This is a genomic window from Streptomyces sp. NRRL B-1140 (assembly GCF_001280065.1).
Taxonomy (GTDB): domain Bacteria; phylum Actinomycetota; class Actinomycetes; order Streptomycetales; family Streptomycetaceae; genus Streptomyces.
Map to the genome: position 1 here is coordinate 25487 of NZ_LGEA01000106.1, position 13208 is coordinate 38694.

General features: G+C 73.2%; 14 protein-coding genes. 8 read left to right on the top strand and 6 right to left on the bottom strand.

Going from position 1 to position 13208, the window contains the following annotated elements; genetic code table 11:
* Window positions 1-40: 40 nt before the first annotated feature.
* Window positions 41-721, top strand: coding sequence for a maleylpyruvate isomerase family mycothiol-dependent enzyme (locus ADK65_RS24465; protein ID WP_053672596.1), 681 nt, complete (start codon window positions 41-43; stop codon window positions 719-721).
* Window positions 722-834: 113 nt separating this feature from the next.
* On the top strand, window positions 835-1527 hold the full coding sequence (locus tag ADK65_RS24470) for a copper homeostasis protein CutC (RefSeq protein WP_053672598.1): 693 nt from the start codon (window positions 835-837) through the stop codon (window positions 1525-1527).
* 60 nt (window positions 1528-1587) lie between these two features.
* On the opposite strand, the gene ADK65_RS24475 is transcribed toward ADK65_RS24470, so the two are convergent.
* Window positions 1588-3627, bottom strand: a complete 2040-nt coding sequence (locus tag ADK65_RS24475; RefSeq protein WP_053672599.1) for a HelD family protein — start codon at window positions 3625-3627, stop codon at window positions 1588-1590.
* Between the two features lie 177 nt (window positions 3628-3804).
* Between ADK65_RS24475 and ADK65_RS39640 the strand changes: the two genes are divergently transcribed.
* Together ADK65_RS39640 and ADK65_RS24480 are read left to right on the top strand one after the other, a co-directional pair.
* The gene (locus ADK65_RS39640; RefSeq protein ID WP_267889751.1) at window positions 3805-3936 is read left to right on the top strand and encodes a hypothetical protein; all 132 of its coding nucleotides are present in this window, start codon (window positions 3805-3807) and stop codon (window positions 3934-3936) included.
* Between the two features lie 129 nt (window positions 3937-4065).
* On the top strand, window positions 4066-4257 hold the full coding sequence (locus ADK65_RS24480) for a hypothetical protein (RefSeq protein WP_053672601.1): 192 nt from the start codon (window positions 4066-4068) through the stop codon (window positions 4255-4257).
* 27 nt (window positions 4258-4284) lie between these two features.
* On the opposite strand, the gene ADK65_RS24485 is transcribed toward ADK65_RS24480, so the two are convergent.
* Window positions 4285-5928 (bottom strand): DNA repair helicase XPB, encoded by a 1644-nt coding sequence (locus tag ADK65_RS24485; RefSeq protein ID WP_053672604.1) that lies wholly within the window; start codon window positions 5926-5928, stop codon window positions 4285-4287.
* Window positions 5929-6109: 181 nt separating this feature from the next.
* Between ADK65_RS24485 and istB the strand changes: the two genes are divergently transcribed.
* On the top strand, window positions 6110-7465 hold the full coding sequence (istB, locus tag ADK65_RS24490; RefSeq protein ID WP_107092377.1) for an IS21-like element helper ATPase IstB: 1356 nt from the start codon (window positions 6110-6112) through the stop codon (window positions 7463-7465).
* Here istB and ADK65_RS24495 read toward each other — a convergent pair.
* From ADK65_RS24495 to ADK65_RS24500, 3 genes are all read right to left on the bottom strand, one after another.
* Entirely contained in the window at window positions 7443-7643 is a 201-nt protein-coding gene (locus tag ADK65_RS24495) for a hypothetical protein (protein ID WP_053672609.1), read from the bottom strand. The two genes, istB and ADK65_RS24495, sit on opposite strands and share 23 nt — an antisense overlap.
* A gap of 107 nt (window positions 7644-7750) precedes the next feature.
* Entirely contained in the window at window positions 7751-7882 is a 132-nt protein-coding gene (locus ADK65_RS39645; protein WP_267889752.1) for a hypothetical protein, read from the bottom strand.
* 166 nt (window positions 7883-8048) lie between these two features.
* Complete coding sequence (locus tag ADK65_RS24500; RefSeq protein ID WP_053672610.1) at window positions 8049-10595, bottom strand: helicase C-terminal domain-containing protein; 2547 nt, start codon at window positions 10593-10595, stop codon at window positions 8049-8051.
* 152 nt (window positions 10596-10747) lie between these two features.
* On the opposite strand from ADK65_RS24500, the gene ADK65_RS24505 reads away from it, so the two are divergent.
* Window positions 10748-11746, top strand: a complete 999-nt coding sequence (locus ADK65_RS24505) for a hypothetical protein (protein ID WP_053672612.1) — start codon at window positions 10748-10750, stop codon at window positions 11744-11746.
* A gap of 63 nt (window positions 11747-11809) precedes the next feature.
* A complete protein-coding gene (locus ADK65_RS24510) occupies window positions 11810-12433 on the top strand; it encodes an HAD family hydrolase (protein ID WP_053672614.1) in 624 nt (207 codons plus the stop codon).
* Here ADK65_RS24510 and ADK65_RS24515 read toward each other — a convergent pair.
* A complete protein-coding gene (locus ADK65_RS24515) occupies window positions 12412-12660 on the bottom strand; it encodes a hypothetical protein (protein ID WP_053672617.1) in 249 nt (82 codons plus the stop codon). The genes ADK65_RS24510 and ADK65_RS24515 overlap by 22 nt on opposite strands.
* Before the next feature lie 164 nt (window positions 12661-12824).
* On the opposite strand from ADK65_RS24515, the gene ADK65_RS39820 reads away from it, so the two are divergent.
* Window positions 12825-13208, top strand: a complete 384-nt coding sequence (locus ADK65_RS39820) for a cold-shock protein (RefSeq protein WP_003991106.1) — start codon at window positions 12825-12827, stop codon at window positions 13206-13208.

Here is a 13208-nt window from a genome sequence, read left to right on the forward strand (position 1 = left end):
CATTCTCCCGCCGAGCGGCCCCGGGACCTAGCGTGGGTGTATGACGACTCCTGCTGATGTACATGACGTACGGGACCCCGAGCAGCCCGGCAGGCTGCTGACGATCGAGCGTGACGCGCTGATCCCGCTGTTGCGGGGCCGGGCCGGGGAGGACTTCGCGCGGCCGGTCGCCGCGTGTCCGGGCTGGACGGTGCGGGACGTGCTGGCGCACTGTTCGGCCGCGCTCACGCGGGTGGCGGAGGGCAGGTTCGAGAAGGGCGTGTTCACACCCGAGTCCAACGACCGGGACATCGCGGACCGGGCCGACTGGAGCGACGCGCGGATCGTCGACGAACTGGAGCGGGGGATGGGCGAGGCCGGACCCCTGATCGCCGGGGCCGGCGGGAAACTGGACCTCCTCGCCCTGGGGGAGTGGGTGCACGCCGGGGACGTCCGCGAGGCCCTGGGCGAGCCGGGGGCGTACGGCGGGGCCGGGCTGCCGGACGCGCTCGCGCTGCTCGCCCGGATCACCCGCGAGCGGGGGCACGTGCCGGTCCATGCCGACCTCGACGACCTGGACGAGCCGCTGCGGCTCGGTGAGAGCGGCGGGGAGCGGCCGCCGGGCCGGTTCATCGGGGACGGGCCGACGCTCGTACGGCTGTACACGGGGCGGCCGGTCGACGGGGCACCGGACTTCGAGCTGGCCGGGGTCGAGGCGAAGGAGCTGAACATCTTCGGCTGAGCGCGCCGACGGGGCATCGGAGGCGGCGCGGATGGGCAGCGTAGTCTTGATTGGACTAGACCTGTCAGTCAGACCTGTCATCGAACGCCGACGCATGCCGACGAAGGGGCCCCATGAGCAAGCGTGCAGTCCTGGAGGTGATCGCCCTCGGTGTCGAGGACGCGGTCGCAGCCCAGGCGGGAGGCGCGGACCGCCTCGAGCTGGTCACCGACATGGCGGCCGACGGCCTCAGCCCGTCGGCCGCCACCGTCGCCGGAATCCGGCGTGCGGTCGACATCTCCCTGCGGGTGATGATCCGTCTGGCGGACGGGTTCGCGGCCGGGGATGCCGAACGGCTGGTGCGGGTGGCCGGTGAGCTGCGGGAGGCCGGGGCGTCGGAGTTCGTGCTGGGCTTCCTCGATGGAGGGGGTGCGGTCGATCTCGCGGCCGTTGAGCGGGTGGTGGCGGTGCTGGAGGGCTGCCCCTGGACGTTCCACCGGGCCATCGACCGGGCCGCCGACCGGGACGCCCTGCGCAAGCAGCTGGACGGGATGCCGGGGCTGGACACATACCTGACGGCCGGGGCTTCGGGCGGGGTCGACGAGGGGCTGCCCGTGTTGCTCGCGGAGGCCGGGCGGGCCGGGGAGCCGGGGTATGAGCAGCGGTTGCTGGTGGGCGGCGGGCTGCGGCTCGATCATGTGCCGGTGCTGCTGGAGGCCGGGGTCGACGGGTTCCACATCGGCGGGGCGGCTCGGCCTCGAGGGTGGGACGAGCCGGTCTCCGCGGAGCTGGTCTCGGCGTGGCGGGCCGCGGTGGACGGTTCTTGAAGGGTGCTCGGCACGGGGGCTGAGGGGCTGAGGGGCCCCCACGCCCACCCGTGCCGCCGGTCAGGCCAGTTGGTCCGGCAGTGGGGCCGTGTGCGTCACCGTCAAACCCGATACCGCCCTGGTCAAGGCCACGTACAGGCGGCGCAGGCCCGTTCGTTCGTCCGGTTCGCCGTCCACCACCGCACGGGGTTCGTCCAGGACCACGTAGTCGTACTCCAGGCCCTTCGCCAGTGACGCCGGGACCAGGGTCAGGCGGGTGTCCTGGGTGGTCTCCTCGCCCGGGCCGAGATACGGGATGCCGGACTCGGCGAGGGCCTCGGCCAGTTCGGGCACGCGGGCGTCCGCCGCGATGAGGCCCGTCGAACCCTCGTGGCGCAGCAGCTCGCGGCACGCCTCGACCACGTCCTTCGTGCCGGAGACCTGCCGGACCTCGAAGTGGCCCGGGTTCTCGCGGATCGAGGCCACCGGGGTCAGGCCCGGGGCGATGTGCGGGAGCAGGCGGGAGGCGTAGGTGATGACGTCCGTCGGGACGCGGAAGCCGGCCGTCAGCTCCTCCACCAGGGCGTCCGGCTTGCCGAGATGGGCCAGAGCCTCCTGCCAGCTCCGGGTCGCCCACGGCGTCGTGCCCTGGGCGAGGTCGCCGAGGACGGTCGCGCTGCCGGTGGTGCAGCGGCGGCCGACCGCCCGGTACTGCATGGGGGAGAGGTCCTGCGCCTCGTCGACGACGACGTGCCCCAGGGAGTGCGTGCGCTGGATCAGGTCGGTGGCCTCGTCGATCAGGACGGCGTCCGCGGCGGACCACTTCGCCGCCTTCACACTGCGCGCCGGCTTCGGCCGGAGGATCGCCTTCTGCTCGTCCTCGTCGAGGATCCCCTCGGCGTGCACGGCGAGGAACTCCGCGTCCGACAGCAGCCGCAGCACCAGCTTCGCCGGGTCGACGGCCGGCCAGACCGCCTTCACCGCCGCCTTCACCGCGCTGTTGCGGGCCACCGCGTCCTGCACCCGGTCGTCCGGCGCCTCCCCCGAGCGTTCCATCTGCACCAGCACGGCGTGCGCGATGCGCTGCGGCAGGGCCTCGCGCGCGGCACCGTAGCGGATGTCGCGGTCGAGCAACTCGCGGACGATGTCCTCCAGTTCGTACGCCGGGACCCGCCAGCGGCGGGAGCCGCGCACGACCACGACCGGCTCGGTGGGCATCGTGACGTGCGAGTAGAGGGCGCTGCGCAGCACCCGCGCCAGCCGGGCGTCGCCCTTGACGACCGCGGCCGTCGCGTCGTCCGTACCCCTGATCTCGACATGGCCGACCAGGTCGTCCACGGTCGCCTGCTGGACGGTCAACTCGCCCAGCGCGGGCAGCACTTGCTCGATGTAGTGCAGGAAGGACCGGTTCGGCCCGATGACCAGCGTGCCGGTGCGGGCGAGCCGCTCGCGGTGGGCGTAGAGGAGGTAGGCGACCCGGTGCAGACCGACGGCGGTCTTCCCGGTGCCCGGGCCTCCCTGCACGCACACCGTGCCCGAGAGACCGGACCGGACGATCTCGTCCTGCTCCGGCTGGATCGTCGCGACGATGTCCCGCATCGGGCCGACACGCGGCCGCTCGATCTCCTGCTGGAGCAGCTTGCTGGTCCGGGCCGCCTCGGCCGGGTCCGACAGGTGCTCGTCCTCGTACGCCGTGATGTCACCGCGGGTGTAGCCGAAGCGGCGGCGCAGCGCGACGTCCATCGGGTCCTTCTTGGAAGCCCGGTAGAACGGCTGCGAGACCGGCGCGCGCCAGTCGATCACCATGGGGTCGCCATCGTGGTCGTGCACATGGCGGCGGCCGATGTAGAAGCGCTCGCCTTCCGCTCCCTCCGCCGCTTCGGCGCCGGGGGCGTGCAGGTAGTCGAGCCGGCCGAAGAACAGCGGGGTGTCGCTGAGGTCGGCCAGGGCCTTGATGCGCTCCTCGATCTGGCGGGCCAGCACCTCCGCGTTGACCCAGTTCGCGGTGACGTCGCTGATGTCGAGGGCCTCGACATCCTCACGCATGGCGCGCAGAGCGGACCGGGACGAGGAGAGGTGGGAGCGCTCACGCGCGAGCGGGTCGTCGACGGGCGTGGACAAGGGGGTGCCTCCGAGGGGTACCTGCTGAGGTGACGGCGGTGGGTGCCGGCCGGTTTCCGTCCGGTCGGCGGCACTCCGTGAGGGAGGCGGGCAAGAGCGGAGATCTTAGAGGAGCGGGGGCGGCTGCCGCGAGCGGGTTTTCGCGCCGCTGCCCGCTTGTCCCACGAAGGAGGACTTGTGCGATCAAGCACTGATGCGACGGTACTGGCCTACAAAGGACTCGACGGTGTCCCGCTCTGGCTGTTGTCGGGGATCGCCGTCCTGGCTTTCGTCATCCTCGGCACGACCCGGATCCGCAAGCGCAAGTAGGAGCAGAAAGCCACGGGCGCGAGGCCTCCCCCTAGGGGGACGCCTCGCCCCGCGGGCGTACGAGGGCCGCCGGAAAGTTCAATCCGGAGACCGACGCAGGCTTTACGGTCGAAAACGCACCATGGAGACATGAGCGCAGCAACCATCCACCCCGCCCCGGTACCGGGCCGTCCGCCCGGCGCCACCGCCGTGACAGGCAGCCACCGTCACCGCCTCGGCGATGCCCTGCGCGCCGTCAAGGTCTTCGCGGGCGCCGCCTTCGACGTGATCGTCCTCGGCCAGTACGGAGAGGAAGTCGGCGTGGTCCGCCGACACAAGTGAGCCGGCCATGAGCGGACCGGCCCGCCGTCAGCTCTCCGCCAGCAGCTCGTCCGCGTCCACGATCCGGTACGCGTACCCCTGCTCCGCCAGGAACCGCTGGCGGTGCGCGGCGAAGTCCTGGTCGATGGTGTCCCGGGCGACCACCGAGTAGAAGTGCGCCTGGTGGCCGTCCGCCTTGGGACGCAGCACCCGGCCGAGGCGCTGGGCCTCCTCCTGCCGGGAGCCGAAGGTGCCCGAGACCTGGATGGCGACCGTCGCCTCCGGCAGGTCGATCGAGAAGTTCGCGACCTTGGACACCACCAGCACGCTGATCTCGCCCTCGCGGAAGGCGTCGAAGAGCTTCTCCCGCTGCGCGTTCGACGTCTCGCCCTTGATCACGGGCGCTCCGAGGTGCTCGCCCAGCTCGTCCAGCTGGTCGATGTACTGCCCGATGACGAGGATCTGCTGCCCGGCGAACTTCCGGACGAGCGCCTCCGTGACCTTCCGCTTGGTCGCGGTCGTCGCGCAGAAGCGGTACTTCTCCTCGGTCTCGGCCGTGGCGTACGCGAGCCGCTCGGAGTCGGTCAGATTGACCCGGACCTCCACGCAGTCGGCGGGCGCGATGTAGCCCTGCGCCTCGATCTCCTTCCACGGCGCGTCGAACCGCTTGGGGCCGATCAGGGAGAACACGTCCGACTCCCGGCCGTCCTCGCGGACCAGCGTGGCGGTCAGGCCGAGCCGCCGCCGCGCCTGGAGATCGGCGGTGAACTTGAAGACCGGCGCGGGCAGCAGGTGCACCTCGTCGTAGACGATGAGTCCCCAGTCCCGCGAGTCGAACAGCTCCAGGTGCGGGTAGACGCCCTTCCGCCGGGTCGTCAGCACCTGGTAGGTGGCGATGGTGACCGGCCGGATCTCCTTGCGGGTGCCGCTGTACTCGCCGATCTCGTCCTCGGTCAGCGAGGTCCGCTTCACCAGTTCGTGCTTCCACTGCCGCGCCGAGACGGTGTTCGTGACGAGGATGAGCGTGGTCGACTTCGCCTGGGCCATCGACCCGGCCCCGACCAGCGTCTTCCCGGCGCCGCAGGGCAGGACGACGACGCCCGAGCCGCCGTGCCAGAAGTTCTCCACGGCCTGCTTCTGGTACGGCCGCAGCGCCCAGCCGTCCTCGGCCAGCTCGATCGCGTGCGCCTCGCCGTCGACGTACCCGGCGAGGTCCTCGGCCGGCCAGCCCAGCTTCAGCAGCGTCTGCTTGATCTGCCCGCGCTCGGAGGGGTGCACGGCGACCGTGTCCGGGTCGATGCGGGCGCCGACCAGGGGCGTGATCCGCTTCGACCTGAGGATCTCCTCCAGCACCGGGCGGTCGGTGGTGGTCAGGACCAGGCCGTGCGCCGGGTGCTTGGACAGGGTGAGACGGCCGTAGCGGTCCATCGTCTCGGCGATGTCGACGAGCAGCGCGTGCGGCACCGGGTAGCGGCTGTACTCCACGAGCGCGTCCACGACCTGCTCGGCGTCGTGCCCCGCCGCGCGGGCGTTCCACAGGCCGAGCGGGGTGACGCGGTAGGTGTGGATGTGCTCCGGAGCCCGCTCCAGTTCCGCGAACGGGGCGATGGCCCGGCGGCAGTCGTCGGCCTGCTCGTGGTCGACTTCCAGGAGCAGGGTCTTGTCGGACTGGACGATCAGCGGACCATTCACGCGCGGCACCCTTTCTGTGGCCGGAGGGCTCGGACGGCTCGACAGCGCGACGCCTCGGCCAAACGTCCAGTGTGCCTGATCGACCGCGCCGGGTGGTGTGATCTGTGCGTCCAGTCGTACTGAATGCCTATTCATCCCAACGTGTGGTGTGAATTCAGTTTTTCCATCGCGGCCCCGAAGAATGGCGCACGTGCGCAACCCGACGACCACCACGCTCGGATATGCCCTCTTCGCCACCCGCTGGCTCCAGGCCCCGCTGTACTTCGGGCTGGTGGCCGCCCAGGGCGTCTACGTCTACAAGTTCTTCAAGGAGCTCTGGACCTTAATCCTCATGTGCGTGAGCGGGCACGCCACCGAGACGTACGTGATGCTCGCGGTGCTCAAGCTGGTCGACGTCGTCATGATCGCCAACCTGCTGATCATGGTGATCGTCGGCGGCTACGAGACGTTCGTCTCGCGCATCGGCCTGCAGGGCCACCGTGACCAGCCCGAATGGCTCTCGCACGTCAACTCCAACGTGCTGAAGGTCAAGCTCGCCACGGCGATCGTGGGCATCTCCTCCGTGCACCTGCTGCAGATGTTCGTGGACGTCCACCACACCTCCCGGCACGCGCTGCTGTGGGGGACGGTGATCCACATGGCGTTCATCGCCTCCGCGGCGATCCTTGCCTACATGTCGGGGCCGATGGTCGCGCAGGCGGACCGCGGCCACGCCGACCGGCCGCAGGCCGGGCACACGCGGGCAGGCCAGGGGCAGGCGGGGCAAGCCGAGGCAGGGCACACGCAGGCTGCGCATGCCCCGGCCGCCGGGCCCGCGCAGGCGGGGCATCCACCGGCCTGGCCCGTGCAGGCCGCAGGGCAGGGGGAGAGCGACCGCGGAGGCTCGCACCGGGCCCAGCCCGACCCCGAGGCCCCGGTGGCCGTGCCGGCCGTCCCCCGGCAGCCGGAACCGGACGCAGACGCCGAGGCCCGGATCCGCGCCGCCGGCTTCCCCGCCCGCAAGCTGCTGGAGGACTTCGACCAGCACCACCCCCGGGACTTCGACCGGGAGGCCGTGGCCCGGCTCGGCAAGGCGGAGTTCGTCGCCGCCCGGCGCAACGTGGTCCTCGTCGGGCCGCCCGGCACCGGCAAGACCCATCTCGCCGTCGCCCTGGGCGTGCGCGCCTGCCAGGCCGGGCACCGGGTGCTGTTCGCGACCGCCGCCGAGTGGGCGGCCCGGCTCACGGAGGCCCGGGCCGCCGGCCGGCTCGACGCGGAGCTGACCGCTCTCGACGATCACCCCCTCCTGATCGTCGACGAGATCGGCTACATGCCCTTCGACGCGGCGACCGCGGGCCTGTTCTTCCGGCTCGTCGCCCACCGCTACGAGCGGGCCTCGCTGATCGTGACCAGCGACCGCCCGCTCGGCCGCTGGGACGAGGTCTTCGGCCCGTCCGCCCCGGCGATGACGGACCGCCTGGCCCACCACGCCCACCTCGTGCGGCTCGACGGGGACAGCTACCGCACCCGCCGCGCTACGTCAGCGTGGGCAGACTGACGTTCTGGACCAGCGGGCCCTCGATGGAGACCCCCTCGGTGACCAGCGGTTCCACGGCGGCGACGGGCAGCGGCAGCGGCGCCGCGGGGGCCGCCGCGGCGGCGGGCGCGAGCACCCCCACGAGCGCGACGGCGCAGAGAGCGGCACAGAAAGCGGCGACGGGCAGGTTCTCACGCATGAGGACGGGACGGCCTTTCGGAGAATGACATCGGGGAACGGCGGCACCGCACCGCCGCGAGCCGGCCCGGGGACGCCCGGACCGGCCCGAAGCCGCGCGGGAGCGGATCAGATCTGCGGTGTCTCCAGGACGAGACCCGCGGCGTCGATGCTCACCGCGCAGGCCGGGGCGGCGAGCCCGCCGAACGTCATCAGGGCGGCGGTGACGAGGACGGCGGCGACTCGACGGACAGCGCGCATTGGGGTTTCCTTTCGGAGCGGCTGACAGGACACCCGGTGGCTGCCCCCGCGCGCGCGGCGTGATGCGGCACGCCCGGGAAGGTCGCCCGAGCGTGGGACATCCCCGGCGTGGCGTGCATGAACGCCCATCCGCACCCGAACGGGTGACGCGGCCCCCTCGGTGCCGTCAGCCCGCGTCGTCGGCGAGTTCGGCGACCCCGGTGATCCGGTGCAGCGGATACGTACGGACCTCGTCCGCGGTGTGGTCGTACGCCGTGACGAAGCCGCCCTCGACGCGGATCGGGGCGATGACCCGCTGGCTGGCGGCGCCCTCGGCGTTGACGTAGCCGATCCACAGGGCCTCGCCGGTCAGGACGGCGGCCTGCATGGTGGCCAGGGTCTCGGCGGCGGACGTGCGGGGCGGTTCGCCGTCGGCCGCCGGGGCGGTGCCCGGCTTGCGCGGGGCGGTGGAGGCCAGGTCACCGGCCCGGATGGCGCGCAGCGCGGCGGACAGCAGGGTGTCGTCGGGGACGGGCGGGCCGTCCGGGACGGGCTCGGGCGGGGTGAGGGGCGGGGTGCGGTGGGCCAGTGCGCGGGTGATCAGCACATCGCCCTCGGCGGACTCGGCGGCCGGCGCGAACCCCATCGCCCGCAGCCCTTCCAGGAGGCCTGCCGGGTCGGCCTGGGCGGCCAGCACGGTCGGGGCGAGCCGGCGCAGCCCCAGCCCGGCGGCCCGCTTGTCGGCGAGGATCTCGCTGAGCACCGCGTCGTCGTCGCAGCGCACGTACGCCGAGGCGGCGCCGACCCGCAGATGGCCGTGCCGGCGGGCCACGTCGTCGATCAGGTACGCGAGCGGCTGCGGCACCGGCGTGCGGGAGTGCGCGGCGAGGAAGGCGTGCAGGTCGGAGGCGGCCCGCCCGGCGTCGAGCGCCCGCCGCACCGAGCCGGGCGTGAACCGGTAGACGGTCGCCCCGCCCTTGGACTCGACGTCCGCCAGCACGCCCAGCATGTCCGCGAGCGGCCGCCGCAGGGGGCCGGGCGCCACCGCCGTCAGGTCGGCCTGGAGCAGCACGTGGTCCAGCGGTTCGGGCAGCAGCGGCGCGAGCAGCCGGGCCGCGGCGGCGGAGGCGACGGCCTGCTCGGCGGGGGAGAGGGGGGCGAGCGGGGTGGCGCGGTGATGGTGGTGCACGGGCAGCTTGTCCCCCGGCCCGGAGGGTTCCGCTTCCGCTTCCGGGCCGGGCACGGGAGCCGCGGGCGCGCCCAGCAGCGCACGGCCGTGGGCCGACAGCGCGCCCCGGCCCGTGACACCCAGCAGCTCCGCCTCGGACAGGGCCCACTCGGCGAGCCGGCCGCGCAGGTCGTCCTCGCGCCGGTCGCCGCGCAGGGGCCGCTCCCAGCGCAGCCGGGCGAGCACCGGCCCGGCGGCGGGCGCGGCGCCTTCCGGCAGCCCGGCCAGCAGCGTCAGCACCCGGTGCCGTACCTCGGGCGCCGCCGAGCGGTCCAGGCCGGGCCCGAGCGCCGACAGTGTCCGGTCCTTCGCGTCCCGTCCGCCCACCAGACCGGCCGTCCGGGTCGCCGCGAGCCACGCCGTGACCAGCCGCGACCAGCGCTCCGCGGCGGGCTGCTCCAGCCACTCGTCGTAGGCGGGGGTCGCCGCGTACCGTTCGTCGGCCTCGCCGTCCGAGGCGATCAGGCCGGCCGCGTACGCCAGTTCCACCCAGAACGCGGCCGTCGGCTCGGGCACGTCGAGCGCGACGGCGGTCCGCTTCAGGTCCCGCACGCTCAGCCCGCCGGCCCGCAGCACCGCCGGCCCGCCCTCGTCCCAGTCCTTCAGCAGCTCCTCGACGGTCGCGAGCGCGGTGTACGCCTGCCCGGCCGCGGTGCTGTCCACAACCTGTGGACGATGTGCGGCGGCCACCTCGACCACCGGCGGTACGGGCTCGGCCGCCCGGTGCGCCAGGCCCCGGCGCAGGTGCAGGGCGACCTCGCGCGGCATGACGACCGTCCCCGGCGCCGTCGGCAGCAGCAGGCCGCGGTCCAGCAGCCAGCGCAGCCGGGGCGCCGGATCGGCGGTGACCTGCCCGTACGGCGGCCCCCACACCAGGCGTTCCAGCACGTCGAGGGAGTCGGCCGGGGCCTCGGCGAGCAGCGCGGCCATCCGGGTCCGGTCCGTGAACAGAGCGGCCAGGGCGGTCACCGCGGAGACCGAGTCGTGCGTCGAGGCCAGTCCGGCGGCCGTCACGATCTCCTGGATCCGGCCCGGGGACATCCCGGCGGTGGCCTCCTGGACCGTCGGGCCGAGCCCGGTCGGCGAGGGGTGCTGCGGCGAGGGGGCCAGCAGCTCACGTGCCGTGCGGACCAGCCGCAGCCGGTCGTCGTCGCCCCACACCAGGGCCTGCTCGCGCAGCAGGCCGACGGCGTGCGGCAGGGCCGCGACGACGGCCGGGTCGGCGTCGTCCCCGGCCATCAGCCCGAGCAGTTCGCCGTACGTCGCGGGGTCCGCGGCCACGGCCAGCGCCTCCGCCGTCTGCAGCGCGAACCGGTCCAGCCGCTCCAGGGCCCGCACCACCGAGGCCCGGGTGCCGGCCCGGGTCGCCAGTTGGGTGAGGTCGGTGGGGACGGGCGTGATGAGATCCGGGCGGCTGCGCAGGAGCGCGCCCAGCGCGGCATCGCCCCGCGCGCGGAGCGCTTCCGCGAGGGAACGGGGGGCCGGGGGCCTGTCCTCGGTGCTCATCCGGTCCACGGTAGCGGGTCGCCCCCGGCGGCCGGGCCGGTCGTGCGCCGCCCCGCCCCCGTACGCGGGACGGGCTTTTGGCCGCTGAGAGGGCACTCGCGGTACCGTCGGGCGACGGCGTCACGCAACGCACCCGCCCCGGAGGGGACTTCGTGGGGATTGAGAGCGACCAGGTCGTTTACGAGTATCTGAGCCGCGTCGGCGACGTGGCCCAGCAGCGGCAGTTGTCGTCGGCCACCCGCATGCGTCTGGTCGCCGACCTGCGCAACGAGATCGACAAGCGCCGCTCGAAGGCCACCGTCGACTCGCCCGCCGCCGTCCGCCGCATCCTGTCCCGCCTCGGCAGCCCCGACGACATCGTGACCGCGGCGGCGGGCGGCACGGCCGGTGAGCCGTACAGCGCCGCCCCCGCCTCGGTGCCGGTGCAGCGCGAGAGAGAGCCGGAGGAGCGGGGCGAGCGGGCCAAGGGCGTCATGCGGCGCGTCGTACCGCGCCCCCGGCCCGCGCGGCCCGCCGAGGACCCGCACCCCGCGCCCTCCGACGGCGCGGCCCCGCCGCATCTGGCCGCAGGTCACGAACTCGGCGACAGCGCGCTCCAGCCGGACTGGTGGCGGGTGGAGAGCGGCCCCTTCGGGGTGGGCGACGAGGTGCCGGGCTTCGTGGGCGGTGTGGAGCTGCCCGATCTGCTGAAGCCGCCGGCGCCGCGGAAGGCGGAGCAGGAGAAGGCGGCCGCCGAGGAAACGGCCCCGGCCGTCGAGTCGGCCGAGGTGGCCGAGAAGGGGGGCCGTCGCCGTCTCGTGCGCCTCCCCGCCGGGAACTGGAGCAACCCGCTCCTGCTGATCGCCGCCGGGCTCCTCGTCGCCGGTGCCGTGCTCGGCAACTGGTTCGTCCTGCTGCTCGGCTGGCTCATCGCCTACGCCTCCCGCCGTCTCACCCAGGCCGAGACCAAGTGGGCGGTCGTGATCCTGCCCGGCCTCTCCCTGGCGGGGGGCCTGGTCTGGCTGTGGGGCCGGATGAACGGCCGCTGGGGCACCCCGATCGCCGAGGGCCACATGAACGCGGCCGTCTCGGAGACCTGGCCGTGGGTGGTCAGGGGCGCGGCGGTGGCATCGGCGCTGTTCCTGGTGTGGCGCTCGCAGCGCTCGCGCTAGCGGACACCGACGCGGGGCCGCCGGTCACGGCCGGACGTCTGCCGTTCACAGCGCCTGGGCACAATGGCCCATATGGCACTCACCGTCGGCTTCGACCTCGACATGACCCTCATCGACTCCCGGCCCGGCATCCGCGCCTGTTACCAGGCGCTGTCCGAACGCACGGGCGTGTACATCGACGCCGACCTGACGGTCACGCGGCTCGGGCCGCCGCTGGCCGAGGAGCTGATCAACTGGTTCCCGGCCGAGGAGATCCCGGCCATGGCGGAGCTGTACCGGGAGATGTACCCGGCGATCGCCATCACCGCGACCCCGGCCCTGACCGGCGCCCGGGAGGCCATCGCGGCGGTACGGGAGGCCGGCGGACGCGCGATAGTCGTCACCGCCAAGTACGAGCCCAACGCCAAACTGCACCTCGCCCACCTCGGCATCGAGCCCGACGCCGTGATCGGCGACCTGTGGGCCGAGCAGAAGGCGGAGGCCCTGCGCGAGCACGACGCGGGCGTCTACGTCGGCGACCACGTCGGGGACGTCCGCGGCGCCCGGGCCGCCGGGGCCCTCTCGGTCGCGGTGGCCACCGGCCCTTGCCCGCCGGAGGAATTGCGCGCGGCGGGCGCGGACGTCGTCCTCACCGATCTGACCGAATTCCCGCGGTGGCTTTCGGACTACCGTCCCGCACGCGCCTGACGCCGTCCGGCTGCCACGGAACGCAGCACTCCCGCCCCGGCCATCAGGAATCCGACGGCCATGAGCATGCTCAATCCGAACATGTACGTCGGAAAGGGAGTCGTTCCGAGCAGCAGCGGGGCGACCGTGACCAGTGTTGCCAGGGCGCCGATGAAGAACACGACGGCTCCGGCCCGGACCAGGCGGTCACCGGGAGCGGCGGAATTCGTTTGGGTTTTGTCACGCACCCGACCAGGGTAGTTCCCAGCGCGAAGGAACAACCGGGTGACGTCTTGTCACCGGCCGCAAGACCATTAGCCTTGGTACCGGCGGGTCCGTACGACCCGCCCGAGTGCTATCAAGAGCCGTTTCCAGAAGCAGTTTTCCGACGAGTACGAGGACGAGGACAGACGTGCCCACCGGCAAGGTCAAGTGGTTCAACAGTGAGAAGGGCTTCGGCTTTCTCTCCCGTGACGACGGCGGCGACGTCTTCGTCCATTCCTCGGTCCTCCCCGCCGGAGTCGAGACGCTCAAGCCGGGCCAGCGAGTGGAGTTCGGCGTCGTCGCCGGACAGCGCGGCGACCAGGCGCTGTCCCTGGCGATCCTGGACCCCACCCCGTCCGTCGCCGCCGCGACCCGCAAGAAGCCGGACGAGCTGGCCTCCATCGTCCAGGACCTGACGACGCTGCTGGAGAACATCACGCCCATGCTGGAGCGGGGCCGCTACCCCGAGAAGACCGCGGGCAAGAAGATCGCCGGCCTGCTGCGCGCGGTCGCCGACCAGCTGGACGTCTGA

What these genes read in the sequence shown, in the direction of transcription:
- ADK65_RS24465 (WP_053672596.1), top strand. Translation starts at nt 41, where the DNA reads ATGACGACTCCTGCTGATGTACATGACGTACGGGACCCCGAGCAGCCC.
- ADK65_RS24470 (WP_053672598.1), top strand. Translation starts at nt 835, where the DNA reads ATGAGCAAGCGTGCAGTCCTGGAGGTGATCGCCCTCGGTGTCGAGGAC.
- ADK65_RS24480 (WP_053672601.1), top strand. Translation starts at nt 4,066, where the DNA reads ATGAGCGCAGCAACCATCCACCCCGCCCCGGTACCGGGCCGTCCGCCC.
- istB (WP_107092377.1), top strand. Translation starts at nt 6,110, where the DNA reads ATGGCGCACGTGCGCAACCCGACGACCACCACGCTCGGATATGCCCTC.
- ADK65_RS24495 (WP_053672609.1), bottom strand. Translation starts at nt 7,643, where the DNA reads ATGCGTGAGAACCTGCCCGTCGCCGCTTTCTGTGCCGCTCTCTGCGCC.
- ADK65_RS39645 (WP_267889752.1), bottom strand. Translation starts at nt 7,882, where the DNA reads ATGCGCGCTGTCCGTCGAGTCGCCGCCGTCCTCGTCACCGCCGCCCTG.
- ADK65_RS24500 (WP_053672610.1), bottom strand. Translation starts at nt 10,595, where the DNA reads ATGAGCACCGAGGACAGGCCCCCGGCCCCCCGTTCCCTCGCGGAAGCG.
- ADK65_RS24510 (WP_053672614.1), top strand. Translation starts at nt 11,810, where the DNA reads ATGGCCCATATGGCACTCACCGTCGGCTTCGACCTCGACATGACCCTC.